At 65.9% G+C, this 25,997-nt stretch carries 23 protein-coding genes and 1 riboswitch; of the genes, 16 read left to right on the top strand and 7 right to left on the bottom strand.

Features of this window, described 5'->3' with window-relative positions:
- The first annotated feature begins 86 nt into the window (after positions 1-86).
- Entirely contained in the window at positions 87-449 is a 363-nt protein-coding gene (locus KW830_RS17895) for a hypothetical protein (protein WP_066535322.1), read from the top strand.
- A gap of 176 nt (positions 450-625) precedes the next feature.
- Here KW830_RS17895 and rlmD read toward each other — a convergent pair whose 3' ends face one another.
- Positions 626-2,080 carry a 23S rRNA (uracil(1939)-C(5))-methyltransferase RlmD gene (gene rlmD, locus KW830_RS17890; RefSeq protein ID WP_098066364.1) on the bottom strand — a complete coding sequence of 485 codons (1,455 nt, stop codon included), beginning with the start codon at positions 2,078-2,080 and terminating at the stop codon, positions 626-628.
- A 285-nt stretch (positions 2,081-2,365) separates the two neighbouring features.
- On the opposite strand from rlmD, the gene sigJ reads away from it, so the two are divergent.
- Positions 2,366-3,313 carry an RNA polymerase sigma factor SigJ gene (sigJ, locus tag KW830_RS17885; protein WP_218333912.1) on the top strand — a complete coding sequence of 316 codons (948 nt, stop codon included), beginning with the start codon at positions 2,366-2,368 and terminating at the stop codon, positions 3,311-3,313.
- Between the two features lie 97 nt (positions 3,314-3,410).
- On the top strand, positions 3,411-3,896 hold the full coding sequence (locus tag KW830_RS17880; protein WP_218333911.1) for a carboxymuconolactone decarboxylase family protein: 486 nt from the start codon (positions 3,411-3,413) through the stop codon (positions 3,894-3,896).
- Positions 3,897-4,036: 140 nt separating this feature from the next.
- Here KW830_RS17880 and KW830_RS17875 read toward each other — a convergent pair whose 3' ends face one another.
- Complete coding sequence (locus KW830_RS17875) at positions 4,037-4,555, bottom strand: Lrp/AsnC ligand binding domain-containing protein (RefSeq protein WP_280024289.1); 519 nt, start codon at positions 4,553-4,555, stop codon at positions 4,037-4,039.
- Between the two features lie 113 nt (positions 4,556-4,668).
- Here KW830_RS17875 and putA point away from each other — a divergent pair, with 113 nt between their 5' ends.
- Positions 4,669-8,394: a trifunctional transcriptional regulator/proline dehydrogenase/L-glutamate gamma-semialdehyde dehydrogenase gene (gene putA, locus KW830_RS17870; protein WP_218334052.1), complete on the top strand. Its 3,726-nt coding sequence runs from the start codon at positions 4,669-4,671 to the stop codon at positions 8,392-8,394.
- A 759-nt stretch (positions 8,395-9,153) separates the two neighbouring features.
- On the opposite strand, the gene KW830_RS17865 is transcribed toward putA, so the two are convergent.
- Both KW830_RS17865 and KW830_RS17860 read right to left on the bottom strand, forming a co-directional pair.
- Positions 9,154-9,327 (bottom strand): hypothetical protein, encoded by a 174-nt coding sequence (locus tag KW830_RS17865; protein ID WP_172591829.1) that lies wholly within the window; start codon positions 9,325-9,327, stop codon positions 9,154-9,156.
- A gap of 57 nt (positions 9,328-9,384) precedes the next feature.
- Positions 9,385-10,416, bottom strand: coding sequence for a sulfate ABC transporter substrate-binding protein (locus tag KW830_RS17860; protein ID WP_218333910.1), 1,032 nt, complete (start codon positions 10,414-10,416; stop codon positions 9,385-9,387).
- A gap of 141 nt (positions 10,417-10,557) precedes the next feature.
- Between KW830_RS17860 and KW830_RS17855 the strand changes: the two genes are divergently transcribed.
- From KW830_RS17855 to mnmC, 3 genes are all read left to right on the top strand, one after another.
- Positions 10,558-10,836 carry an oxidative damage protection protein gene (locus KW830_RS17855; RefSeq protein WP_066535337.1) on the top strand — a complete coding sequence of 93 codons (279 nt, stop codon included), beginning with the start codon at positions 10,558-10,560 and terminating at the stop codon, positions 10,834-10,836.
- A gap of 153 nt (positions 10,837-10,989) precedes the next feature.
- Positions 10,990-11,085: riboswitch (glycine riboswitch) on the top strand.
- 166 nt (positions 11,086-11,251) lie between these two features.
- Complete coding sequence (locus tag KW830_RS17850; protein WP_066535340.1) at positions 11,252-11,917, top strand: trimeric intracellular cation channel family protein; 666 nt, start codon at positions 11,252-11,254, stop codon at positions 11,915-11,917.
- A gap of 96 nt (positions 11,918-12,013) precedes the next feature.
- Positions 12,014-13,981, top strand: a complete 1,968-nt coding sequence (gene mnmC, locus KW830_RS17845) for an FAD-dependent 5-carboxymethylaminomethyl-2-thiouridine(34) oxidoreductase MnmC (RefSeq protein WP_218333909.1) — start codon at positions 12,014-12,016, stop codon at positions 13,979-13,981.
- A 123-nt stretch (positions 13,982-14,104) separates the two neighbouring features.
- Here the strand turns inward: mnmC and rocF are convergent, their stop codons facing one another.
- Positions 14,105-15,061 carry an arginase gene (rocF, locus tag KW830_RS17840; RefSeq protein WP_218333908.1) on the bottom strand — a complete coding sequence of 319 codons (957 nt, stop codon included), beginning with the start codon at positions 15,059-15,061 and terminating at the stop codon, positions 14,105-14,107.
- 8 nt (positions 15,062-15,069) lie between these two features.
- Positions 15,070-16,203 (bottom strand): ornithine cyclodeaminase, encoded by a 1,134-nt coding sequence (locus tag KW830_RS17835; protein WP_218333907.1) that lies wholly within the window; start codon positions 16,201-16,203, stop codon positions 15,070-15,072.
- A 150-nt stretch (positions 16,204-16,353) separates the two neighbouring features.
- Between KW830_RS17835 and KW830_RS17830 the strand changes: the two genes are divergently transcribed.
- The 9 genes from KW830_RS17830 to KW830_RS17790 all read left to right on the top strand — a co-directional run bounded on the left by KW830_RS17830 (position 16,354) and on the right by KW830_RS17790 (position 24,449).
- The gene (locus KW830_RS17830) at positions 16,354-16,812 is read left to right on the top strand and encodes an Lrp/AsnC family transcriptional regulator (protein WP_218334051.1); all 459 of its coding nucleotides are present in this window, start codon (positions 16,354-16,356) and stop codon (positions 16,810-16,812) included.
- 105 nt (positions 16,813-16,917) lie between these two features.
- On the top strand, positions 16,918-17,283 hold the full coding sequence (locus KW830_RS17825) for a hypothetical protein (protein ID WP_218333906.1): 366 nt from the start codon (positions 16,918-16,920) through the stop codon (positions 17,281-17,283).
- A 311-nt stretch (positions 17,284-17,594) separates the two neighbouring features.
- The gene (locus tag KW830_RS17820) at positions 17,595-19,379 is read left to right on the top strand and encodes a nitrite/sulfite reductase (protein ID WP_218333905.1); all 1,785 of its coding nucleotides are present in this window, start codon (positions 17,595-17,597) and stop codon (positions 19,377-19,379) included.
- A 27-nt stretch (positions 19,380-19,406) separates the two neighbouring features.
- The gene (locus KW830_RS17815) at positions 19,407-19,793 is read left to right on the top strand and encodes a DUF934 domain-containing protein (protein ID WP_218333904.1); all 387 of its coding nucleotides are present in this window, start codon (positions 19,407-19,409) and stop codon (positions 19,791-19,793) included.
- Complete coding sequence (locus KW830_RS17810; protein ID WP_066535355.1) at positions 19,790-20,425, top strand: phosphoadenosine phosphosulfate reductase family protein; 636 nt, start codon at positions 19,790-19,792, stop codon at positions 20,423-20,425. Before KW830_RS17815 ends, KW830_RS17810 begins: the two co-directional genes overlap by 4 nt.
- 65 nt (positions 20,426-20,490) lie before the next feature.
- Positions 20,491-21,423 (top strand): sulfate adenylyltransferase subunit CysD, encoded by a 933-nt coding sequence (gene cysD / locus KW830_RS17805; RefSeq protein WP_066535362.1) that lies wholly within the window; start codon positions 20,491-20,493, stop codon positions 21,421-21,423.
- Between the two features lie 106 nt (positions 21,424-21,529).
- A complete protein-coding gene (locus KW830_RS17800) occupies positions 21,530-22,897 on the top strand; it encodes a sulfate adenylyltransferase subunit 1 (RefSeq protein ID WP_218333903.1) in 1,368 nt (455 codons plus the stop codon).
- Between the two features lie 129 nt (positions 22,898-23,026).
- Complete coding sequence (fdxA, locus tag KW830_RS17795) at positions 23,027-23,356, top strand: ferredoxin FdxA (RefSeq protein ID WP_066535367.1); 330 nt, start codon at positions 23,027-23,029, stop codon at positions 23,354-23,356.
- A 13-nt stretch (positions 23,357-23,369) separates the two neighbouring features.
- A complete protein-coding gene (locus tag KW830_RS17790; protein WP_218333902.1) occupies positions 23,370-24,449 on the top strand; it encodes an NAD(P)/FAD-dependent oxidoreductase in 1,080 nt (359 codons plus the stop codon).
- 154 nt (positions 24,450-24,603) lie between these two features.
- On the opposite strand, the gene KW830_RS17785 is transcribed toward KW830_RS17790, so the two are convergent.
- Positions 24,604-25,944 (bottom strand): diguanylate cyclase, encoded by a 1,341-nt coding sequence (locus KW830_RS17785; protein WP_218333901.1) that lies wholly within the window; start codon positions 25,942-25,944, stop codon positions 24,604-24,606.
- Between the last annotated feature and the right edge of the window lie 53 nt (positions 25,945-25,997).

The raw sequence follows: 25,997 nt of genomic DNA, 5'->3' as shown, positions 1-25,997 counted from the left end.
CCGTCAGACCACCTGCTGATGCGCCATCTCTGCAGCATGTAAAAAGCACTCAATATTCCGGTGCAGCTGCCGATAATGGGGACAAGATGCCCCAAATCCACCACTCCTTTCGCCCGACCCTGCTGGCAATGTGCGCGTTCAGCGCGCTGCTGGCCGGTTGCAATGAAATCCCCGGCCTCGGCCCGGATCCGCGCACCGTCGCCAAGGAAAGCGAAGCCCGCGCCATTGGCGGTGCATGCCGCCACGCCATGCGCGGACTGGAAGACTGCTACGCCCTGAACCCCAAGTCCCCCAAGGGTCTGGTGTTTGAAGGCTGGAAGGACATGGACAGCTACATGCGCGAATTCAAGATCGAAGGCACACCCTCGGTCTTCACGCAGAAACCCGTGCAACGCCGCAACCGCTCGGACAACGACGGCGTCGAAACCGAAAGCCGCGACCGCAGCTGAAGCCCGCGGACGCTGGCGGCCACCTTCCGCCGTGCGGCCTGCCGGGATCCTGTCGGCGTCACCCATGGCCTGCCGCACGGCCGCAGACGCAAAAAAGCCCCGTTACCGGGGCTTTTTTTGTGGCTGGCGCTGTCCTGTGCCGGGGAACACGATCCGGCCCCCGCCCGGTCTCAAGCTCAAGCGCGCTCGAACACCGCCATCGATTCCACGTGGGCCGTGTGCGGGAACATGTTCACCACGCCCGCCGTCACGCAGCGGTAACCCGCCTGGTGCACCAGCAGGCCGGCATCGCGCGCCAGCGTGGCGGGGCTGCAGCTCACATACACGATGCGCTCGGGGAACGTCCAGTTCTCATGGCCTTCGGGCAGCGGCGGCAGCAGATCGGGCTGCTCCTCGGTGGCCACACCGGTCTGCTTGGCTCCAATGCGGATCTGGTGGATGTCGGCCAGCGCCTTGGCCAGCGCAAACGCACCTTCGCGGGGAGGATCCACCAGCCATTTGTCGGCATTGCCGTCGGCCATCAGGATGGCGGGCGTCATATTGAACAGGTTGCGGGCCACGAACGTGGTGGGCGCCAGCTTGTCGCCGTCGGCGCGGGCCGCATTGTTGGCCGCCAGGTTTTCGTGCGAGCGCTGCACCAGCGCGTCCGAGCCTTCAATGCCCAGCACCTCGCCCGCCATCGTCGCCAGCGGCAATGTGAAGTTGCCCAGACCGCAGAACCAGTCAATCACGCGATCGGTCTTCTGCGCCGCCAGCAGGCGCAGTGAACGCGTCACCAGCACGCGGTTGATGTGCGGATTCACCTGGGTGAAGTCGGTTGGCTTGAACGGCATGGTGATGCCGAAGTCCGGCAGGGAATACGCCAGCTGGGTACCGCCCTGCTCCATCAGGTGCACGGTGTCCGGCCCCTTGGGCTGCAGCCACCACTGCACGTCGTACTGCGTGCCGAAGTCACGCAAACGCTGCAGGTCGGCGTCGCTCAAGGGCTCCAGGTGGCGCAGCACCAGGGCCGTCACGTCGTCGCCGCAGGCTACTTCGATCTGCGGGCAGGTCTCGCGCGCATCCAGGCTGGCAATCAGTGCCCGCATGGGCATCAGCATGGCATCCACATGGGGCGGCAGCACCTTGCAGGTTTCCATGTCGGCAATATAGCGGCTCTTGCGCTCATGGAAGCCCACCAGCACCTTGCCCTTCTTGATCACATAGCGCACCGACAGGCGGGCGCGGTAGCGGTAGCCCCAGGTCGGGCCTTCGATGGGGCGCAACAGGGTTTCAGGCTTCACCTTGCCCAGGTGCCACAGATTGTCTTCCAGCACGCGCTGCTTGACGGCCACCTGGGCTGCGACATGCATGTGCTGCATCTTGCAGCCGCCGCAGGCACCTTCGTGCAGGCCGGCGTTGGGGCAGCCGGGCTTCACCCGCTGCGCGGATTCGCGGTGGATCTCGCGCAGGCTGGCGGCTTCCCAGTTGTTCTTCTTGCGGTGCACATTGGCCGTGACCAGCTCGGTCGGCAGGGCGCCGTCAATGAACACCACCTTGCCGTCGGGCTTGCGGGCCACACCCTTGGCCTCCATGTCCATGGACACCACCTCCAGCCAGCCCTCGGGCAGGTTGGGGTCGGCGGCGGGCATGGCGGCGTACTCGGTATCGGGGGAAATCTTGTCGTTCTGGTCACTCATGGTGGCGCGATTGTCTCATGTGGTACCTATTCGCCTGCCCCTGCGACGGCTTCTGGGAAAGAGGGACAGGACAAGAGCCTGCACCAGCCGGTCGGCATACCGCCTGCTGACCCCGCAGGGCCATGCGCCAGCTGTTCCCGGCCGCCGGAGTCACAGCGCGGCCGTTCATGTCACACCCATGAAGGCTATGTCGTCATACTGGTGCGCCCGCTTGGGGCGAGCCGAGAGACCGCACCCGTGATCCAGAAAAATTCCTACTCTCCCGACGAACGCGCACGCCGCTATGACGCCGAACATGCACGCAGGCTGCGGGCGCTGGCCTATCGCATGCTGGGCTCGCGCGCGGAGGCAGAAGACATCGTGCAGGACACCTGGCTGCGCTGGGTCGAGGTGGACGAGAGCGGGATCGACAATCCGGGCGCCTACCTGTCACGCCTGACCACCAATCTGTGCCTCGACAAGCTGGGGTCGGCAGCGGTGCGGCGCGAACAGTACATAGGCATCTGGCTGCCCGAGCCGCTGCTCGAGGACGACCTGCTGTTTGGCTGGGCCCCCAGTCCCGAGCGGCAGACGGAATTTGCCCAGGACGTCTCGGTGGCCTTCATGCTGGCGCTGGAGCGCCTGTCACCGCTGGAGCGTGCAGCCTTCCTGCTGCACGACGTGTTCGATTTGGAGTACGAAGAGATCGGCCGCCATCTCGACCGCGGCACCGACGCCTGCCGCCAGCTGGTCAGCCGGGCACGCCGGCACATCAAGGCGGGCTACGCACGCTGCGAAGTTGCCGACGAGGAGCGCCAGCGCCTGGCCGCAGCCTTTGCCCAGGCCATACGCACCCGGGACATCCACGCATTGGCGCAGGTGCTGGCAAGCGACGCGGTGATGGTGGCCGATGGCGGCGGCAAGGTCAGCGCAATCACCAGGCCGCTGCGCGGCAGCGTCGGCATTGCCAAGGCCCTGATCGGCTGGGCGAAGCTGGAGCACAACCGTGGCTGGCGCATTGTGCCGACCGTGGTCAATGGTCTGCCTGGCTGCCTGATCGTGGACGATCACAACCATGGCGCACCAGTGCAGACCATCACTCTCACCCCTGCCACCGGGGCAGAAAGCCGCATCGGCGCACTCTACATACAGCGCAACCCGGACAAGCTGGCCGGGATCGTGCAGAAGCAGGCGGTGCAGGATTAGAAAAATCCGGTGCGCATGTCACAAAGCACCCGGCCCTGTCGTCTTGTTCATGTACCGCGCTTGCTGCAAGCCCGGTACGCCAACCTGTACCAAGGAAATGACCATGACTGCACATTCGCCACGCCTCGACTACATGCAAACCTCGCCCGACCTGTTCAGGAAATATCTCGCGTTCGGCATGGCCGGCAAGCTGGACCAGGGCCTCGCCCTGCTGGTGGACATTCGTGCTTCGCAACTGAACGGATGTGCCTTCTGCCTCGACATGCACGTCAAGCAGGCCAGGCTCCACGGCGAACGCGAGCTGCGCCTGCACCACCTAACCATCTGGCGGGAGTCCACGCTGTTCACGCCGCAAGAGCGCATGGCCCTGGCCTGGACCGAAGCGCTGACGAGGATCCAGGGCGAAGGGGTCCCGGACGAACTCTATGCCGCCGCCCGCGAGCACTTCGAGGACACCGAGCTCTCCGAGCTCACCTTCCGCGTGGTGGCCATCAACGGCTGGAACCGCCTCAATGTGGCCTTTCGCAACCTGCCGGGCTCGAAGGACCAGATGTTCGGGCTGGACAAAGCCGGACTGCACTGAAACGGATCACCCGCCGATCCATTCCAACCTCGGACACGGAGACTGCCGGTGCCTTCGCGGCCTTCGTCGCTCGACGGCGGCCTGAAGAGCCCGCACCAGCCATGGTGCGACGGGCCGGACAGGTCGGGGCCCGCCGCTGCTCAGCGCATCGGCAGCCGTGCCTCGTCCTTGACCTCTTCCATCACCGCATAGGTGCGCGTCTCGCGAACGCCGGGCAGCTGCCACAGCACGCGGCCTGCGAACGCGCGGTAGGCGTGCATGTCGGCCATGCGGGTCTTGAGCAGATAGTCAAAGCCGCCGGCCACCATATGGCATTCCATCACCTCGGGATGCACCTGCACGGCGGCTTTGAATTCATCGAACACATTGGGCGTGGTGCGGTCCAGCAGCACTTCCACAAACACCAACATGCCGACCCCCAGCTTCTGGGGGTTCAACCGGGCTTCGTAGCCCAGGATGAACTTTTCGCGCGTCAGGCGCTGCACACGGGCCAGCACGGCGGTGGGCGACAGGGCCACGCGTTCGGCCAATTTCAGGTTGGAGATGCGGCCATCGTCCTGCAGGATGGCAAGAATGCGCCGGTCGATGCGGTCCAGGCCGCTGTCCTGCTGCAGGCCTTCATCGGCATCGCTTGGTGAATTGTTCGTTGCGTCTGTCATTTTTCAGAATTTTATTCGTCACATTTTCGGAAATCATCGCGCAATTCATTAACCATCCAGTTCTCTGGGAGCCTTCCATGTCCAGCCCCCTGCCTGCCGGCGCTGTTTCTGCCATGACCACCGTCGATGCGGTTCGCCATTTTGCGACCGGTCCGGCCCCCGCCACGCCTTTGCGTGCCGCCATCACCGCCGCCTGCCGCATTCCCGAGCCCCAGGCCGTGGCCCCGCTGCTGGAGCAGGCCCGTCTGCCCGCTGCCACCGCCCAGGCGGTGCAGGACATGGCACTGCAACTGGCCCAGCAGCTGCGCGCACGCAAGGCCGGCAGCGGCAAAAGCGGGCTGGTGCAGGGTTTGCTGCAGGAATTCTCGCTCTCCAGCCAGGAAGGCATTGCACTGATGTGCCTGGCCGAAGCGCTGCTGCGCATTCCCGACAGCGCCACCCGCGATGCCCTGATCCGCGACAAGATCCGCGACGGCGACTGGCAAAGCCACCTGGGCAAAAGCCCCTCGCTGTTCGTCAATGCCGCGGCCTGGGGCCTGCTGCTGACGGGCAAGCTGGTGGCCACGCACAGCGAAGGCAGCCTGGGCACGGCACTGGCCAAGCTCACCTCCAAGGGCGGCGAGCCCCTGGTGCGCAAAGGCGTGGACATGGCCATGCGCATGATGGGCGAGCAGTTTGTGACCGGCGAGACCATTGGCGAGGCACTGAACAACGCCCGCCGCCTGGAAGCGCAGGGCTTTCGCTATTCCTATGACATGCTGGGCGAAGCCGCACTGACCGAGGACGATGCAGCGCGCTATATGCAGTCCTACGTGGATGCCATACACGCCATCGGCAAGGCATCGGCCGGGCGCGGCATCTATGAAGGGCCGGGCATCTCCATCAAGCTCAGCGCCCTGCATCCGCGCTACAGCCGCGCACAGTACGCCCGTGTGATGACCGAGCTGCTGCCACGCGTGCTGCAGCTGGCCGAACTGGCCCGGCAGTACGACATCGGCATGAACATCGATGCGGAAGAGGCCGACCGCCTGGAGATTTCCCTCGACCTGCTGGAGGCCCTGTGCCTGGCCCCATCGCTGGCGGGCTGGAACGGCCTGGGCTTTGTCATTCAGGCCTACCAGAAGCGCTGCCCGTTCGTGATCGACCATGTGGTCGATCTGGCACGCCGCACCGGCCACCGGCTGATGGTCCGCCTGGTCAAGGGCGCCTACTGGGACAGCGAGATCAAGCGCGCCCAGATCGACGGCCTGACCGACTACCCGGTCTACACCCGCAAGGTGCACACCGACGTGTCCTACCTGGCATGCGCACGCAAGCTGCTGGCGGCACCCGACGCGGTCTACCCCCAGTTCGCCACCCACAACGCGCAGACCCTGGCCAGCATCTACCAGATGGCCGAACCCGCCAGCTACCAGCGCGGCCAGTATGAATTCCAGTGCCTGCACGGCATGGGCGAATCACTGTACGAACAGGTGGTGGGCCCGCTGGGCCGCCCCTGCCGCATCTACGCCCCGGTTGGCACACACGAAACGCTGCTGGCCTACCTGGTGCGCCGCCTGCTGGAAAACGGCGCGAACAGCTCGTTCGTGCACCGCATTGCCGACCCCCTGCTGTCCCTGCACGAACTGGCGGTTTCCCCCGTCACCGTCGTGGACCAGTCCACCATCCACGAAGGCAGCGTGGGCGCACACCACCCGCGCATTCCCCTGCCCGGCCAGCTCTACGGCCCGCAACGCGCCAATTCGCAAGGCCTGGATCTGAGCAGCGACACCGTGCTGCCCGAGCTGCAAGCCGCCATGGAGCAGGCACTGGGCGCCAGCTGGCATGCCCAGCCGCTGCTGGCCCTGCCTGCCGACACAGCGCCGTCCGCCCCCCTGCCCGTGGCCGTGCGCAACCCCGCCGACCACGGCGACCCGCTGGGGACAGTGCGCGATGCCACGCTGGCGGAAGTGGAGCAGGCACTGCAGGCCGCCCATGCCGGCGCCGCCGACTGGGCACGCACGTCCACCACCGAGCGTGCCCGCCTGCTGCAGGCCTGCGCCGACGCCTATGAGGCACAGCTGCCCCAGTTCATCGCCCTGCTGCAGCGCGAGGCCGGCAAGACCTCGGCCAATGCCGTGGCCGAAGTGCGCGAGGCCGTGGACTTTCTGCGCTACTACGCCGCCCAGGTCCAGCGTGACTTCTCCAACGCCACCCACATTCCGCTGGGCCCGGTGGTGTGCATCAGCCCCTGGAACTTTCCGCTGGCCATCTTCACCGGCCAGATTGCCGCGGCCCTGGCCGCTGGCAACACCGTGCTGGCCAAGCCGGCCGAACAGACCCCGCTGGTCGCCCACCTGGCCACGCAGCTGATGCTGCAATCCGGCATCCCTGCACCGGCACTGCAACTGCTGCCCGGCGCGGGCGAGACCGTGGGCGCCACCCTGGTGGCCGATGCCCGCGTGCAAGGTGTGCTGTTCACCGGCTCCACCGAGGTGGCGCGCCTGCTGCAGCGCAGCGTGGCCCAGCGCCTGCGCCCGGACGGCCAACCGGTGGTGCTGATTGCCGAAACCGGCGGCCAGAACGCCATGATCGTGGACTCTTCCGCGCTGGTCGAACAGGTGGTGGGCGATGTGCTGAGCAGCGCGTTTGACAGTGCCGGCCAGCGCTGCTCGGCCCTGCGCGTGCTGTGCGTGCAGGAAGACGCCGCGCCCCGCGTGCTGGAAATGCTGCGCGGCGCCATGCAGGAGCTGGCCAGCGGCAACCCCGCCGCCCTGTCCACCGATGTGGGGCCGGTGATCGACGCCGAAGCGCAAGCCGGCATCCGCCAGCATATTGCCGCCATGCAGGCCAAGGGCCACCGCACCACGCAGGCACCGCTGTCTCCGGCGGTGGATGGCAACGGTACGTTCGTGGCGCCCACGCTGATCGAGATTGACGCCATCAGTGAGCTGCAGCGCGAAGTCTTCGGCCCCGTGCTGCATGTGCTGCGCTACCGCCGTGACCGGCTGCCCCAGTTGCTGGACCAGATCGCCGCCACCGGCTATGGCCTGACCCAGGGCCTGCACACCCGCATCGACGAAACCGTGGAGGCCGTGCTGGCGCGCGCCCACGCCGGCAATCTGTATGTGAACCGCAATATGGTGGGGGCCGTGGTGGGCGTGCAGCCCTTTGGCGGCGAAGGCCTGTCGGGCACGGGCCCCAAGGCCGGTGGCCCGCTGTACCTTTTGCGCCTGCTGGCCCGCCATCCCGGCCGGCTGCGCCCCCTGCTGGAGCGCGCCTGCAGCCCGGCTATCGACAGCGTCCAGCAACCCGAAGCCCTGCATGCCTTGTCCCGCTGGTCGGCATTGCAGCCGGCACTGGAAGCCGTGCACGCCTATGGTCAGGAACTGCCCGCCCAGTCCCCTGCGGGCCTGCGCTATGCCCTGCCCGGCCCCACCGGTGAACGCAACACCTACCAGTTGCTGCCGCGTGCCCAGGTGCTGTGCCAGGCGGACAGCGACATCGCCTTGCTGCGCCAGCTGGCCGCGGTGCTGGCCGTGGGCAGCCAGGCGCTGTGGAGCAGCCAGCATGCGCTGCTGCACAGCCGCCTGCCGGAAGCCGTGCAAACCCGCGTGCAACTGGTGGACGACGGCGCCCTGGCCCAGACCGAAGTGGATGTGGTCTTGCACCAAGGCAGCGCCGCCAGCCTGCAAAGCCTGCTGCAGGCCCTGGCCCAGCGCAGCGGACCGCTGGTGGGCTGCTGCCACCTGGCCGACGCCACGGCGCCGGTACCACTGGAACGCCTGCTGCTGGAGCGTGCCGTCAGTGTAAACACCGCCGCCGCTGGCGGCAATGCCAGCCTGATGACCATGGCGTAACCGGCATCCCCTGCCCTTCGCGCCCTGGCGCCTTCCAAGGTGTCAAGCGCGGGGATCAGGCCGCCTCAACGGCCAGGAGCAGCCCCGGCGCCACGGGGCTGCTCCTGGGTGTGCACAGGCACGGCCCACCCGGGCCGCGCCGATAATGCGCTGACGGTTTCACACCCCGGCATTGGCGCAGTGCATATTGCACACCGCGCTCACGCCAAACTGACGGTTTGCTTAACTCGGTACGGTTTGTTGCTTTTCATCAGAGATTTTTCATTCCCCTGACATATAGAAATCCTATGGGAAGAAATCGGTTAATATTCAGGCTCCAAATCGCAGTGTGCAATATTCATGGGATTCCGAGAGGGGGGAGAGTCCGATTGGTAGACCGTGCAGGCCCTGCGGTTTGGAACCTATGCGAGAACAAGCTTGGATGGCCATCACCAAGCTTATTCAAAGCGAGTTCAACTTCAATCAGTTTCTTTTTTAAAAGCCTGCAGTTTGCGCTGCAGGCTTTATTTTTTGGCACGCCGTTTTCACGCATCTGCCGCGCTCCGGTTCGTATTTTTTCGTTTACAGAACTGTGCAGTGCAAGGTGTTTCCAGCCCTGCACGCTTTCTGCGCCACCAAACTATGCTGCAGTGCAATAGAAGGCGCACACAAAATGCCTGTGCAACCACCTGTCTGCAGGTCCCATGCAAAAAAGCCTTGCCTTCCTTTCGGAAGAACAAGGCATCAACCCCTACGAACGCGATGTGGGAGCGGGCAGGCTCAACCTGCCTGCCAGCAGGGCCGTGCCACTGATGCCGCCTGCTGTGCCATGGCCCGCACCCCCCATTGCCGGGCGGTGACCAGCAGCAGCTGGCGCACCTGCTCCTGCGGCGCCTTGCCGCGCGGGGCGAGATTGCTTTTCAAATAAGGCTGGTAGGCAGGCTGTGCTTGCATGGCATGCTCCTTGGTTGAGTGCAGCGGGGTGACGTGCGCCACCCCGCCGCGTGGTGCTTACTTCTTGGTGTAGATCTGATCGAAGCTGCCGCCATCCACAAAGTGCTTGCCGGCATTGGACCAGCCGCCAAAGGCCTGGTCGATGGTGAACAGATCCAGCTTGGGGAACTGGGCTGCGTATTTGGCCCGCGCCTTTTCCGAGGTGGGACGGTAGTAGTTCTTGCCGGCGATGTCCTGGCCTTCGTCCGAGTACAGGTACTTCAGGTACTCCTCGGCCACGGCGCGGGTGCCCTTCTTGTCGGCGTTCTTGTCCACCACGGAGACGGTGGGTTCGGCCACGATGCTGACGGAAGGCACCACGATCTGGAACTTCTCGGCACCAAACTCCTTGAGTACCAGGAAGGCTTCGTTTTCCCAGGCCAGCAGCACATCGCCCACATTGCGCTGGGCAAAGGTGATGGTGGAGCCGCGCGCGCCGGTGTCCAGCACGGGCACATTGCCGTAGACCTTCTTCACATAGTCCTTGGCGCCGGCTTCGCCGCCGAACTTGCGCTTGCCGTATTCCCAGGCAGCCAGGTAGTTCCACTGGGCGCCAGCCGACGTCTTGGGGTTGGGGGTGATCACCGACACGCCGGGCTTGATCAGGTCATCCCAGTCCTTGATGCCCTTGGGGTTTCCCTTCTTGACCAGGAAGATGATGGTCGAGGTGTAAGGTGCCGAGTTGTGCGGCAGGCGCTTTTGCCAGTCGGCCGCCACCAGACCGCCGTGCTTGACCAGGGCATCCACGTCCGGAGCCAGACCCAGGGTCACCACGTCGGCATCCAGGCCGTCGATCACCGAGCGGGCCTGCTTGCCCGAGCCGCCGTGCGACTGCTTGATCGTCACATCCTGGCCGGCCTTGGCCTTCCAGTACTTGGCGAAGGCCTGGTTGTATTGCACGTACAGTTCGCGCGTCGGGTCGTAGGAGACATTCAGCAGCGTCACCTGCTGCTGGGCCAGTGCGGGGAGAGCCGGCAGAGCGCCGAGGGTCAAGCCGGTCAAAAGGCTGGCAAGCAGGGGAAACTTGATAAAGTGGCGGCGATTTGTCATTGAGGGTCTCGGTGATTCTGGTTGCGTTGTCAAACGGCTTCTCGCTCCGTTGCTGTGCATTCTGGAATGCCACCCTCAAAACTGAAACCAATAAGATTTCAGTTTGTTATTACCAAAACATCCGTAGACAGGATTTCCCCCATGGCACGTACCGTTCACTGCATCAAGCTCGGCCAAGACGCTGAAGGCCTGGACTTTCCGCCCTACCCCGGCGAGCTGGGCAAGCGCATTTTCGAAAGCGTGAGCAAGCAAGCCTGGGCCGACTGGCTCAAGCACCAGACCATGCTGGTCAACGAAAACCGCCTGAACCTGGCCGACGCCCGCGCCCGCCAGTACCTGGCCCGCCAGATGGAAAACCACTTCTTCGGTGCCGGCGCCGATGCCGCAGCCGGCTTTGTGCCGCCCCCCAGCGCGCAGTAATTGCAGCGTGCCCACGCGATGCTGTGGGCGCTGCGTGAAGACCCGCCCCAGCGCTTCAGGCTCTGGGGCTTTCTTTTGCCCGCTGCTCGCAAGCAGCTTCCCCCGCACCAACGCCCCTGCGGCCTCTGCGCTGCACAAAAGCGCCTAGAATCGCCGTTTTCTGCGGGAGAGCGAGGCAGCTGCACAGCCGGCCTCCGCCGAAGGCGCAAACTCCCATAATCGCTCAGGCCGACGTACCGCAGCAAAGATTCGCCAACTGGAGAGCAGCCCGTGCCACCCGGCCCGGCTCACCGAAGGGGCAAGTGCCGCAGCACCGGGCTGCGCGCACGCAACTCTCAGGTACAAAGGACAGCGGGAGAGGCGCGCCAGGCCATGGACAGCATCCAGGCCTGGTTTTTTCACGTATGGGTCCGCCATGCTTCCATCTGTTTCCCTGCTGGAATCGTTCCAGCTGTCCAATCTCACCGTCATGCTGGTGATCTACCTGATCGCCATCACGGCCGAAGCCATGTCCGGCGCACTGGCGGCAGGCCGCCGCAACATGGACATCTTTGGTGTGGTCGTGATCGCCTTCGTCACCGCACTGGGCGGCGGCACCATCCGCGACATGGTGCTGGGCCACTACCCCATTGGCTGGACGCAGCACCCCGAATATGTGTACCTGGTGATTTCCGCCGGCCTGCTGACCACGGTGGTGGCACGCTACATGATCCACCTCAAGCAGGTGTTCCTGCTGCTGGACGCCATGGGCCTGATCGCCTTCTCGCTGATCGGCTGCAATGTGGCGCTGGAGCTGGGCTACCCCGGCGTGGTGGTGGTGATGGCCGGTATGATCACCGGCATCAGCGGCGGCATTCTGCGCGACGTGCTGTGCAACCAGGTGCCGGTGGTCTTCCGCCGCGAGCTGTATGCCAGCGTGTCCCTGGCCGTCTGCCTGCTGTTCCTGGGCCTGCGCGCGCTGGATGTCGGCCCCAACATCAGCACCCTGGTGTGCTTTGCGGGCGGGCTGCTGTTCCGGCTGGCCGCCATCCGCTTTCACTGGCGGCTGCCCACGTTTTCCTACCAGCAACGCTGGGACTGAGCGGATCCCTGTGGCGCGGCGTCCGCCCTGCCCGGCAGGCCCTGGGCCGTATCGGCCCGGGCGCCCCCTAGTCTTACTCCTCTGAACCCTGCCCCCATGTCCGAACCGATTGCCTGGCTGCCCGATGGCACTCCTTACAGCCCCCGTTTTGAGGACCGCTACCACAGCGAACTCGGGGGACTGAACCAGGCGCGCCAGGTGTTTCTGGCAGGCTGTGGCCTGCCTGCGGCCTGGGCCGACCAGGCACAGTGGCGCGTGCTGGAGACCGGCTTTGGCATGGGCCTGAACTTTCTGGTGACCTGGGCGGCCTGGAAGGCCGATCCGCAGCGCCCGCGCATGCTGCATTTCACCTCGGTCGAGGCCTACCCGGTCAGCGCCGCCGATCTGCTGCGCGCTGCCCCCACCGATCCCCTGCTGCGCCCGCTGGCCGAACAGCTGGCCGCGCGCTTTCATGGTCTGCTGCCCGGTGTGCACCGCCTGGGCTTTGAAGACGGCCGCGTGCAGCTGACGCTGTGGATTGGCGATGCCCAGGCCATGCTGCGCCAGCAGACCACGGTGGCCGACAGCATCTACCTGGACGGTTTCAGCCCCAGCGCCAACCCCGGCATCTGGGATGCCCACACCCTGAAAGCCCTGGCCCGCCACTGCCGGCGCGGCACGCAACTGGCCACCTGGACCATTGCGCGCGCGGTGCGCGACCAGCTGGCGCAATGCGGCTTTGAAGTGCGCAAGGTGCCTGGCGTGCCCCCCAAGCGCGACAACCTGCAGGCCTGCTTCAACCCGGCCTGGGAACCGCGCGTGCGCGCCCAGACGGGTCCATCCCCGGTGGCCCAAGCCGGCACGGCCTTGGTGGTGGGCGCCGGCCTGGCCGGCAGTGCCGCCGCCCACAGCCTGGCGCTGCGTGGCTGGCAGGTGCAGGTGCTGGTCGCCGGTGACGGCCCGGCGGACGGCGCCTCCGGCCTGCCTGCCGGCCTGTTCTGCCCGCATGTATCGCCCGATGACAGTGTGCTCTCGCGCCTGTCACGCAACGGGGTGCGCCAGACGCTGCAGCGCCTGCGCGACCTGTGCCAGGAAGGCACGGACTGGGGCCACAGCGGCGTGCTGGAGCATTGCACCGACGGCGGCACCGGCCTTCCGGCCAGTTGGGCCGGCGGCCCGGGGGACGATTGGAGCCACAGCGCCAGCGCCACCCAGCTGTCCCGGGCCGGCCTCCCACCGGACACCGTGGCCTGCTGGCACCAGCAAGCCGGCTGGGTGCGCCCGGCCCAGCTGGTGCAGGCCCAGTTGCATCACCCGCAGATCCGTGTGCAGGCGCATGCCGTGGTGGCCCGCCTGCAGCGCAGCGCAGATGGCCGCTGGCAGGCGCTGGACGCAGACGGCCGCATCCTGGCCGAGGCCGACCTGGCGGTACTGGCCTGCGGCCCCGCCACGGCTGACTTACTGCCGCACCGGCAACCATGGCCGCTGCAACCCATCCGCGGGCAGATCAGCTGGGGGCTGCACACCGCAGACAACGCCAGCGCCCTGCCGCCCTTCCCGGTCAACGGCAATGGCAATCTGGTCACCCATATTCCACAGCCGCAAGACCCGCAGCATGGTGAAATCTGGGTCATGGGCTCCACCTTCGAGCGCGATGTGACCGCCATGCCCATCTCCGCAGCCGACCAGGCGGCCGCCCACGCGGTGAACCACGGCAAGCTGTCCACACTGCTGCCCGCCAGCGGCGCAGCCATGGCCCCCTGGTTTGACCCGCAAGATGCCCGCTGCAGCCCGACCTGGGGCCGGGTGCGGGTGGCCAGCCACGACCGGCTGCCGATCGTGGGGCCGGTGGGGCCGGCGGCACCTGCGCACGCGGTGGGCTCTGCAGCCCCGGGGGCTGGCTCAGCCAGCACTGGGGAGAACCTGACAGGCCTGTGGGCCCTCACCGCCCTGGGCGCACGCGGGCTGACGCTGTCCATCCTCTGCGGCGAGCTGCTGGCCGCGCGCCTGCACGGTGAACCACTGCCGCTGGACGCCAAGCTGGCGCTGCACCTGGGAACGGAACGGCTGCAGCGGCGCGGCTGAGTAGCGCAGCTGCAAGGACGCCGCTACGGCGTCCTGCGGCAGCGCACCGGGAATGCCGGAACGCAGATGGTGAGACGGGATGGGGCGACGGAGCGGAACCACGTCAGCCCGGGCTGCTTCGCACTAGCGCACCAGCGTGCTCTTGCCGAACAGGCTTTCCACCAGATCCACCACCAGCTCGGCCGTCTGGTTGCGGATGTCCAGCGCCGGGTTCAACTCCACAATATCCAGCGATGCCAGGCGGCCGGTGTCGGCAATCATTTCCATGCACAGCTGGGCTTCGCGGTAGTTCGGGCCGCCGCGCACGGTGGTGCCGGTGCCGGGAGCGATTTCGGGGTCCAGAAAGTCCACATCAAAGCTCAGGTGCAGGTGCACATCGGCGCCTTCAGGTCCCTCCAGCCCGGCCAGGGCCTGCTGCATCACGGCGCGCATGCCTTGTTCGTCAATGGCACGCATATCGAACACTTCCAGACCCAGGCGCTGGATCATGCGTTTTTCCACCTCATCCACGCTGCGCAGGCCGATCTGGCAGATGTCTGGCCCCTGCAGCGCGGGCGTGAAGCCGGCCATGCCGGCCAGCGGAGCCGGACCGTGACCGCACAGGCTGGCCACGGGCATGCCGTGCAGATTGCCGGTAGGGCTGATGTCGGGCAGGTTGCAGTCGGCATGGGCATCCAGCCACAGCACGCGCAGGCGCTTGCCCGCCATACGGCAGTGGCGCGCCACGGCGCTGATGGAACCGGTGGCCAGCGTGTGGTCGCCGCCCAGCATGATGGGCATGCGCCCGGCCTGCAGCTGCGCCAGCACGGTGTCGTGCGTGGCCTGGTTCCAGGCCTGGCATTCGGCATAGTTGCGCAGGCCTTGCGCATCGCGTGCACCGCGCGGATTGGGCGGGCCGGCCAGATTGCCGATGTCCTGCACATCCACGCCAAAATGCGCCAAGGCCGGGCCCAGCTGGGCCACGCGCAGGGCATCCGGCCCCATGGCAGCACCCAGGCGCCCCGCGCCCACGTCCGTGGGCACACCGATCAGCGTCACGGCCTGGTGCACCTGCACAGCCAACTCGTCTTTCTGAAGCATTTCCATCCTCACGCCACTTTGTGCCAGGCCGCGCGCTCCACGGAGGGCGGCGTTGCCTGGTGCATATCCTCACCCTGGTGCAGCAGGGCAAACAAATCCTTGGGGTCTGCCAGCGTGGGCACCAGCTCGATGCGCGACAGCAGCCCCGCCTCCCGGCCCAGCGCCTGCATGGTGCGCAGGGCGGAATAATCTTCCAGCGCAAAGCCCACGGAATCAAACAGGGTGATCTGGGCATCCGACACCCGGCCGGGCGCTGCGCCGCTCAGCACCCGCCAGAACTCGGTCACGGCAAAGTCGGCCGGCATCTGCTGCAGCTCACCCTCCAGCCGGGTCTGGGGTTCATATTCGACAAAGACGCTGCTGCGTGCCAGCACCTCGGCATCCAGCTCGGTCTTGCCGGGGCAGTCCCCGCCCACGGCGTTGATGTGCATGCCCGGCGCCAGTGCGCTGGCGTCCAGCACCACGGCATTGCGCTTGTCGGCGGTGACGGTGGTGACCACATCGGCGCCCTGCACCGCCGCATGCACGCTGTCCACCATCTGCACCTCAACCCCATACAGGGCCGCAAACGGTGCCAGGTTGCGCTGCAGCTTGGCGCTGGCGGCACGGTCCACATCGAACAGCCGCAGTTCACGCACCCCCAATTGATCGATAAACGCCAAGGCCTGGAATTCGCTTTGGGCGCCGTTGCCGATCAATGCCATGCGGTGGCTGCCAGGCCGGGCCAGCGTGCGCGCTACCATGACCGAGGTGGCGGCGGTGCGCAAGGCCGTGGTCAGCGTCAGTTCGCTGACAAAGCGCGGCATGCCGGTGGCCACATCGGCCAGCGCGCCAAAAGCCATCACCGTGGGCAAGCCGTGCTGGGTGTTGACGGGGTGGCCGTTGACGTATTTGAAGGCGTAATCGTGCGCATCGGCCACGGGCATGAGTTCGATCACACCCTGCGCGGAATGGGCTGCCATGCGTGCGGTCTTGTCAAAGTCGTTCCAGCGGCCGAAGTCGGCCTCCAGCGCCTGGGTGATGCAGCGCACGCATTCGACCACGCCGACACGCGCCACTAGGCGCGCGGCATCGGTGGCGCTCAGGAAGTCGGTGTGTACCTGGGCGCTCGGCAGGCGGTGTACAGCGGTCAGTGCAGTCATGAAAATTGCCTCCGGCAAAGCAGCACCCAGGGTGCGCGGAAGAGATGGCATGAGCGTGACACAGGCCAGCGGCAATTCATATCGCCAAAAACTGTTCAAAATCGGCAAAAATCTGCCATATCGATAGCCATCGTTGCCACTATGTCCAATCTGGATCAGATCGACCAGCGCCTGATTGCCCTGCTGCGCCACAACGCCCGTGAAAGCGTGGCCACCTTGGCCGCGCGGCTGCAGGTGTCGCGCGGCACCGTGACCAACCGTTTGCGCCGCCTGGAAGACGAAGGCGTGATCGTGGGCTATACGCTGCGCCTCAAACCCGAAGCCGAGACCGGCGGACTGCAGGCCTGGATGAGCATTGCCATCGAAGGCAATGACGCACGCAGGGTGACCGCCACCTTGCTGGGCGAACCCGCCGTGCAGGCCCTGCACGCCACCAACGGCCAGTGGGACCTGCTGGCCGAGCTGCAGGTGACCACCCTGCCCGAACTGGCGCGGGCGCTGGAGCGCATCCGCCTGATCAAGGGCATCAGCCACTCCGAAACCAGCATCCACCTGGAGACGCTGCGCACCACGGCCAGCGCCGCCGCAGCACCGCCCACAGATAGCTGACTGGCAGCTGCAAGCATTTTTTCCACGCAAAATAGTCTGCAGAACCATACCAACAGTGCACAGCAAGCTCCTGTTTTCATAAGAACTTCCACACCGTATCACCCCATGTACATCGCTCTCAAACATTCCCACATGCTGCTGGCCGTGCTGACCCTGCTGTGCGCCCTGCTGTTCACTGCACTGGCCTGGAAGCCACTGCCCGCACGCAAGGCCACGCTCTGCTATGTCTTCACCCGGGTCTTTGGCGGCCTGGCTGCGCTCACCGGCCTGGCCGTCACCTTTGTCGGCCCCTGGCAGCAGATGATGTATCCCTACATCGGCCTGATCCTGTACGTGGTGCACGGCGTGTGCTGCGGCATTGCCAAGCGGCTGCTGACTGCACCCAACCCCAGCACCCGCCGCCTGGTGCTGGTGCTGCAACTGGTGTTCCTGCTGGCCACGGCCGCCATCATGGGCGCCAAGCCGTTCTGAGCGCCGGGCCCCCCTGTGCCACCAGCGCCTTCGCGCTTTGTCCGGTCGTCTTGACCGTCCGTATCCAGTTGGCTGGCACATGCAGGCCGCCTGAAGCCCTACTTGGCCCATCCAGCCCGCCTTGCGCGGGCTTTTTTGCACCGCTTGTCAGCGCTAGTCAGCGTGCACGACAGTTCTATATACACAAACAGATATACATGAAGGAGAAAACAATAGTTTGTTTCCATATAAGCTTTCTCTACAGTGCGGCCCCATAGAGCCAGGCCGGCATCGCATGCACGGCCCGTGCCCCCCACGCAAGCACCGTAGCCATGTACCAATACACCGACTTCGACAAAGCCTTCGTCCAGCAGCGCGCTGACCAGTTCCGAGACCAGCTGGAGCGCTGGCAAAGCGGTAAGCTCCCGGAAGATGACTTCCGCCCGCTGCGCCTGCAAAACGGCTGGTACGTGCAGCGCTACGCCCCCATGCTGCGTGTGGCCGTGCCCTATGGGGAAATCAATTCCGACCAGATCCGCGTGCTGGCCCGCGTCGCCCGCGAGTACGACGAACCCGAAGCCGCCGTGTTCAAGGCCGCCATGGAAGGCCAGGGCAAGCTGGGCACGACCTTCCTGCCCACGCACTGCGCCCACTTCACCACGCGCACCAATGTGCAGTTCAACTGGATTCCGCTGTCCAAGGCCGCCGATGTGATGGACCTGCTGGCTTCCGTGAACCTGCACGGCATCCAGACCAGCGGCAACTGCATCCGCAACACCACCACCGACGCGCTGGCCGGCATTGCGCCCGACGAGGCGGTCGACCCCCGCCCCTACGCAGAAATTCTGCGCCAGTGGACCACGCTGCATCCGGAATTCGCCTTCCTGCCGCGCAAGTTCAAGATCGCCATCACCGGAGCCGCCGAAGACCGTGCTGCCACCGGCTGGCACGATGTGGGCCTGCATGTGCTCAAGAACGCAGCCGGCGAAGTGGGCTTCCGGGTCTTTGTGGGTGGCGGCATGGGCCGCACGCCGGTGATCGGCACGGTGATCCGTGAGTTCCTGCCCTGGAACCAGATCATGAACTACATTGAGGCCATCGTCCGCGTCTACAACGAGCTGGGACGCCGTGACAACAAGTACAAGGCCCGCATCAAGATTCTGGTCAAGGCCGAAGGCCAGGCTTATATCGATGCGGTGGAAGAGGAATTCCGCCAGATCGTGGAAGTAGACGGTGGCCCCCACACCGTGCCCCAGGCCGAATTCGACCGCGTGGCTGCCATGTTCACCACGCCCGCACTGCCCGCCGTGGCCGACGCGGCAGCCGATGAACAGACCCTGATTGCCCAGGCCGCGCAGGAGCCCGCTTTTGCGCGCTGGATCAGCCGCAACGTCCACGCCCACAAGCTGGCCGGCCTGCGCGCCGTGACGCTGTCCTTCAAGCGCGCTGGTCAGGCCCCGGGCGACGCTACCGGCGACCAGCTCGATGCCTTGGCCGAGCTGGTGGACCGCTTCTCTGCCGGCGAAGCCCGTGTGACCCACGACCAGAACGTGATGCTGCCCTGGGTGCAGGTCAGCCAGCTGCACGCGCTGTGGCAGGCGGCCCGCTCCCTGGGTCTGGCCAGCACCAACGTGGCGCTGCTGACCGACATGATCGCCTGCCCCGGCGGCGACTTCTGCGCTCTGGCCAATGCCCGCAGCCTGCCGATTGCCGAAGCCATCACACAGCGCTACCAGGACCTGGACGAGCTGGACGACATCGGCGAGATCGACCTGCACATCAGCGGCTGCATCAACAGCTGCGGCCACCACCACAGCGGCCACATCGGCATTCTGGGCGTCGACAAGGATGGCAAGGAGTGGTACCAGGTCACGCTGGGTGGCTCGGACGGCTCCAGCCTGTCGGGCGAAGCCGTGGCCGGCAAGGTGATCGGCCCCTCGTTCAGTGCCGCCGAAGTGCCTGACGTGCTGGAGGCCGTGCTGACCACCTACCGCAACCTGCGCCAGCCCGGCGAGCATTTCATCGATGCCGTGCGCCGCATTGGCCTGGACCCGTTCAAGGAAGCCGGCAAGGCCGCGCGCCACCCGGCCGCCGAAGAGGAAGAAGCGGCAGCCTGAGCGCCAGAACAAGAACAAGGAACCCCTATGCAAATCCTGACCCACTCCGCCTACGCCGGCCCCGCCGAAGGCGACACCAGCGTGCTGGTGCTGGCCAATGATGCGAATGCCCTGGAAGCCAATCTGGACGGCATCACCCAGGTTGACCTGCATTTCCCCAACTTCACCGATGGCCGCGCCTTCAGCCAGGCCTATCTGCTGCGCCGCCGCCGTGGCTTTTCCGGCGACATCCGCGCCACCGGCGATGTACTGATCGACCAGCTGGTGCAGATGGAGCGCACCGGCTTCAGCTCTGCCGTGCTGCGTGCAGACGTGGATGCGGCCGATGCCCAGCGCCAGTTCGAGCGCTTTGGCGGCTACTACCAGGCCGATGCCGTGCACACCAAGCCCCATTTCGCCGAGGAGCACGCATGAGCCAGCTCGCCCCCGCTCTGGATCTGGCCCGCATCAACACCGAGCTGGGCCGTGACGCCCAGGCCCTGGTGCGCTGGGCCGTGGGTTTGAACCAGCCCACCATCGTCACCACCAACTTCCGCCCGTTCGAGGCCGTGATCCTGCACCTGGTCGCCCAGGCCCAGCCCGGCGTCCCCGTGGTGTGGATGGACAACGGCTACAACACCGAAGCCACCTACCAGTTCGCCGATGCGGTCACCAAGCAGCTGAATCTGAATCTGAAGATCTACCTGCCGCGCCGCTCCCGCGCCCACCGCGAAGCCGTGGAAGGCGCCACGCCGGCGCTGGATGATCCCCGCCATGCAGCCTTCACCGAAGAAGTGAAGCTGGAGCCCTTTGCCCGCGCCCTGCGCGAGACCGCGCCCAAGGTCTGGTTCACCGCGCTGCGCGCCACCGACACCGCCGTGCGGGCCCAGATGGATCCCGTGAGCATCAACCCCGACGGGTTGATCAAGGTGGCGCCGCTGCTGCACTGGTCGTCCAAGGATCTGTACGAATACTGCGAACAGCATGGCCTGCCCAACAACTTCGACTACGTGGACCCCACCAAGGGCGAAGACAACCGCGAGTGCGGTCTGCACATCGCCCACTGAAAAACATTGGCTTCTGGCGCTTGCCGCGTCAGCGCCAGAGACCTGTTTCGCTTGAAAGTGTATTTATGAACGCCCGTGTGGATACTTCCGTGCTGAGCCACCTCAGCAACCGCCACCTGGATGCGCTGGAAGAGGAAACCATCTTCATCCTGCGTGAAGTGGCCGCCGCTTTTGAACGCCCCGCCCTGCTGTTTTCGGGCGGCAAGGATTCGCTGGTCATGCTGCGCTGCGCGGAAAAAGCCTTTGGTGCCGGCCGCATCCCCTATCCGCTGCTGATGATCGACACCGGCCACAACTTCCCGGAAGTGACCGATTTCCGCGATTTCCGTGCCCAGGAACTGGGCGCCGAGCTGATCGTGCGCAGTGTGGAAGACTCCATGGCCCGCGGCACGGTGCGCCTGGCCCACCCCGGCGAATCGCGCAACGTGCACCAGTCGGTCACCCTGCTCGAAGCGATCGAGGAATTCCGCTTTGACGCGCTGATTGGCGGTGCCCGCCGTGACGAGGAAAAAGCCCGCGCCAAGGAACGCATCTTCAGCCACCGCGACAGCTTTGGCCAATGGCAGCCCAAGGCCCAGCGCCCCGAGCTGTGGACGCTGTTCAACACCCGCATTGCACAGGGAGAGCATTTCCGCGTCTTCCCCATCAGCAACTGGACCGAGCTGGATGTGTGGCAGTACATCGACCGCGAACAGATCGCTCTGCCCAGCCTCTACTACACGCACCAGCGCGATGTGGTGGAACGCAAGGGTCTGCTGGTGCCCGTCACGCCGCTGACGCCGCCCAAGGACGGCGAGCAGGTGGTGCAGCGCGATGTGCGCTTTCGCACCGTGGGTGACATCACCTGCACCTGCCCCGTGGAGAGCACGGCCGCCACGGCCGCCGACATCGTGGTCGAAACCCTGGCCGCCGATGTGAGCGAGCGCGGTGCCACCCGCATGGACGACAAGACCAGCGAGGCTTCAATGGAAAAGCGCAAAAAGGATGGGTACTTCTGACACAGCCCTGAGGCGCTGCGCGCCTGCCCCTTCCCCGGCAGGGCGTACTGCCGGAAGGGCGACACCGCCAGTGCGGCGGGACGTGTTTGAACACTGAAAGAATGCGATGACTGAAACGATCAACTCCACAGCGGCCCAGGCCGGTGCCGATGGCACAGCAGCACTGAATGACCATGTATCCGCGCTGCGCTTCATCACCTGCGGCTCGGTGGACGACGGCAAATCCACGCTGATCGGCCGCCTGCTGGTGGACACCCGCGCCGTGCTGCAGGACCAACTGGCCGGCGTGACCAAGAGCGGTGAAACCGACCTGGCACTGCTGACCGACGGCCTGTCTGCCGAGCGCGAACAGGGCATTACCATCGATGTGGCCTACCGCTACTTCGCCACCGAAAGTCGCAAGTTCATCATCGGCGACGCCCCCGGCCACGAGCAATACACCCGCAACATGGTCACCGCAGCCTCCAGCGCCGATGCCGCCGTGGTGCTGGTGGACGCCACCAAGCTCGACTGGCAGAACCCCAGCCTGCAGTTGCTGCCCCAGACCCGCCGCCACAGCCTGCTGGCCCATCTGCTGCGCGTGCATTCGCTGGTGTTTGCCGTCAACAAGCTTGACGCCGTGGCCGACCCGGCACTGGCCTTTGCCCACATCCGCGGCGCACTGGCGCAATTTGCCCAGGACGCCGGCATTGCCGTGGCCGCCACCATTCCCGTCTCGGCCCTCAAGGGCTTCAACGTGGTGAACCGCGAAGCTGGCTGGGCCGGTTACCAAGGCCCCAGCCTGCTGCAGCTGCTGGAAGAGCTGCCCAACACCCCAGCCGATGTACAGCTGCCGCTGGCTTTCCCGGTGCAGTGGGTGGAAAAATTCCACGACAGCGCCGTCACCACCCAGGGCCGCCGCGTGTTCTGGGGCCGTGTGGCTGCAGGCAGCGCCCAGGTCGGGGCACAGGTGCAGATTCTGCCCAGCGGCCAGTTGGCCACCATCGCCCAGGTGATCGACCATGCCCGCGCACCCAAGGGCGTGGAAGCTGGCCTGTCCGCCGGCATCACGCTGGACCGCGAGGTCGATGTCTCGCGCGGCGACTGGATCGTGGCCGCCCCCGTGCAGTCCACCGTTGCCGAGGACGACTTTGACACCCCCGCAGCCGTCAGCCCCTGGCCGGCCAGCCGCGACATCACCGCCACCGTGGCCTGGATGGACAACGAGCCACTGGTGCCCGGCCGCGTGTACTGGGCGCTGCATGGCCACCGCTGGGTCAAGGCCAAGGCGCGCCGCGTGGCCTACCGACTGAACATCAACACCCTGGACCAGGAAGAGGCCCAGCAGCTGGAAGCCAACGCCATCGGTCAGGTCGAACTGCAACTGCAGGAAGCCATTCCTGCAGCCCCCTTCACCCGTGCACGCCAGCTGGGTTCGCTGATTCTGGTGGACACTGCCAGCAATGCCACCGCCGGCGCGGCACTGGTGCGTTGAGCAACAGCCCGGACCCTGCCAGGCACCGGTCTGGCGGGTCTCTTTAACCCTTGTTCCGCCCCGCCTGCTGGAGGGACTTGGGAAAACACCTAAAATCCTGGGGTTTCACCGAACCCCATAAGAACAACCATGACTCACGTCGTCACCGAAAACTGCATCAAGTGCAAATACACCGATTGCGTGGATGTGTGCCCTGTGGATTGCTTCCGCGAAGGCCCGAACTTCCTGGTCATCGATCCCGATGAGTGCATCGACTGCGCCGTGTGCATTCCCGAATGCCCGGCCAACGCCATCTTTGCCGAAGAAGATGTGCCTGCCGACCAACTGGCCTTCATCAAGCTGAATGCCGAGCTGTCGCTGGCCAAGGGCTGGAAGAGCATCACCAAGCGCAAGGCTTCGCTGCCTGACGCCGACAGCTTCAACGGCACGCCCGGCAAGATCAACGACCTGATCCGCTGAGCGCCACGCCGCCATGCCCCTGCAAGCCGCTGCGGCGCAGCCCGCCGACACTGCCGCACCGATCACCACCGACGTAGTGGTCGTAGGTGCCGGCCCGGTGGGGCTGTTCCAGGTATTCGAGCTGGGGCTGTTGGGCCTGCGGGCCCATGTGGTGGACGCCCTGCCCCATGCCGGCGGCCAATGCGCCGAGCTCTATCCCGACAAACCGATTTACGACATTCCCGGCATCCGCGCCTGCACCGGCCGGGAGCTGTCGGAGCGCCTGCAGCAGCAGGCCGCACCTTTCTCCCCGGTCTACCACCTGGGCCAGCAGGTGGAACAGCTGCAGCGTCTGGCCGATGACCGCCTGCTGCTGACCACCCACACCGGCACCTGCTTTGCCACCCGCAGCCTGATCCTGGCCGCTGGTGTGGGCGCTTTTGTGCCGCGTGCACTCAAGGTAGAGGGGGCGGATGCCCTGGTGGGCAGCCAGCTCTTCTACCACCCGCACCAGCTGGGCCATGCCCGCAGCCGCCACGTGGTGGTACTGGGTGGCGACGAAACTGCCGTGGCCGCTGCCGTGGCCTGCGCCACCGCACAGGACGCCGCCAGCACCACGCTGCTGCACCGCCGCGATGTGTTCACCGGCCCCGATGCCTTGCTGGCCCAACTGGCCGACCTGCGCGCCCAGGGCCGTATCCAGGTGGTGGCAGGCCAGCCCGCAGCACTACAGCAGGCCGCCGATGGCCGCCTGCAAGCGCTGGAAGTGGCGCTGCCCGACGGCAGCACCCAGGCATTGCACGCCGATCTGCTGCTGGCCTACCTGGGCATTTCACCCAAGCTGGGCCCGATCGCCGAATGGGGGCTGGAGCTGGAACGCAAGCAGCTGCCCGTGGACACGGCCCGTTTTGCCACGGCCGAGCCCGGCATCTATGCCGTGGGCGATATCAACACCTATCCCGGCAAACGCAAGCTGATTCTGTGCGGCTTCCACGAAGCCACGCTGGCCGCCTTTGCCGTGGCCGAGCAGCTCAGCGGCCAGGCCCCGCTGCTGCAATACACCACCAGCAGCAGCCATCTGCATGCCCTGCTGGGCGTGCACAGCGCAGACTGAGCACAACCTCCTAGCGCCAGAGTGCGCCTGGCCTGCGCAGCACTGACCGGACCACCCCGTCTGGTGCGCACCAAGCACTGGCAGCAGGTCACCCGCCTTTCCCATAATCGCCTGATCACCCGCAGCGCCAAGCCCAGGCTGGGGCGGCAGCCTGCTACGCCAACTCCACCCGGTTGCGCCCCTTCTCCTTGGCCTGGTACAGCGCCGCATCGGCACGCTGGAGCATGCGCTGGTAGTCCGGGTGGCCGTTATACAGGGCCACGCCAATGCTCACCGTCACCTGGGTGCTGCGATCCTGCGGCAGGCGCATGGGCTCATGCTGCATGCGCTGGCGCAAGCGCTCGGCCAGCGCCACCGCCTGGGCCTGGCCCACATCCACCAGCAGCAGCAGAAATTCCTCACCGCCGAGGCGGAACACATAGTCGCCACCACGGCAGGCAGACTGCAGCACATCCGCTACCTGCTGCAGCACACGGTCACCGCCATCGTGGCCATGCTGGTCGTTGATCTGCTTGAAATGGTCCACATCCACCACCAGCACGGCAAAGGATTCGCTGTGCTGCTGGGCATGCCCCATTTCCTTGCCCAGCACCACAGGCAGAAACTTGCGGTTCAGCAGCCGGGTGAGCACATCGCGCCCGGCATCCAGCTCCTGGTGCTGCTCGAACAGTGCGGCCAGGTGGTAGTTGATGCGGCGCACCTCGTCCCGCAGCTGACGCAGCTGCTGCATGCGCGGAGCCCCCGGCTCCAGCGCTTCCAACGCGGGCAGCCAGACCGCATCCACGTCCTGCATCGCCGATTCGATGCGGCGCGTCTCCTGCGCCCCGCGGAACACGAACTCGCCCTTGTGGTGAAACCACAGGCCAAAGTCGGACACGGCCATGCGCGGCAGCTGTGCACCGGAGCGCTCCATGGCCAGCTCGCACAGCAACTGGTTCTCCCATTCCAGCAGCGCCGCACGCTGGCGTTCGCGCTCGGTGCCCAGGTTGTGGGTGATCGCGTGCAGGCGGTAGGCATCCTTGGTTCGGGCCGTGCGCTCCATCGAACGGGCATAGGCCTGGCTCATGATCTCCATACACAGATCCACCAGCACGGCCGCATGCTGGGCTGCGCCGTCTGCCTGCAACAGCAACCGGTGCAGATGCACCTTCAGCCCGCGCGCCCCCTGCAGCACCAGGTGCACCGGCACGTCAATGCGGGCATGCACCTCGCCCACATGCACCTGCTGCGCCACCTTCTGCTCCAGCAGCAGGCTGGAGCCGTCAAACACGCTGCGCATCCAGCGCTGCAGCGACTGTTCCAGCCGCTGGCGCAAAGGTATGTTCGACAGAAAGAGCACAGCCCCTTCTTCCTGCGACATGTCCTGGTAAAAACGCCGCGCCAGCTCCTCGGCATGGGCCTGCGCCACGGTGCGCACGGCCTCGCGCACGGCAGGGGTGACGGCGTCCAACAGGCCAGCCCATTGGCGGGCGTATCGCGCATGTGGAATGGGCATGGGTATCAGTGAGGGGTCTGCTGCGGTGCGCGACAAGCTAACACCGCGGTCAC

Origin of the sequence: Comamonas sp. CMM03, from assembly GCF_019218715.1 — a bacterium.
Taxonomy (GTDB): Bacteria; Pseudomonadota; Gammaproteobacteria; order Burkholderiales; family Burkholderiaceae_C; genus Comamonas; species Comamonas terrigena.
This window is presented reverse-complemented; position numbering and strand designations above follow the sequence as displayed.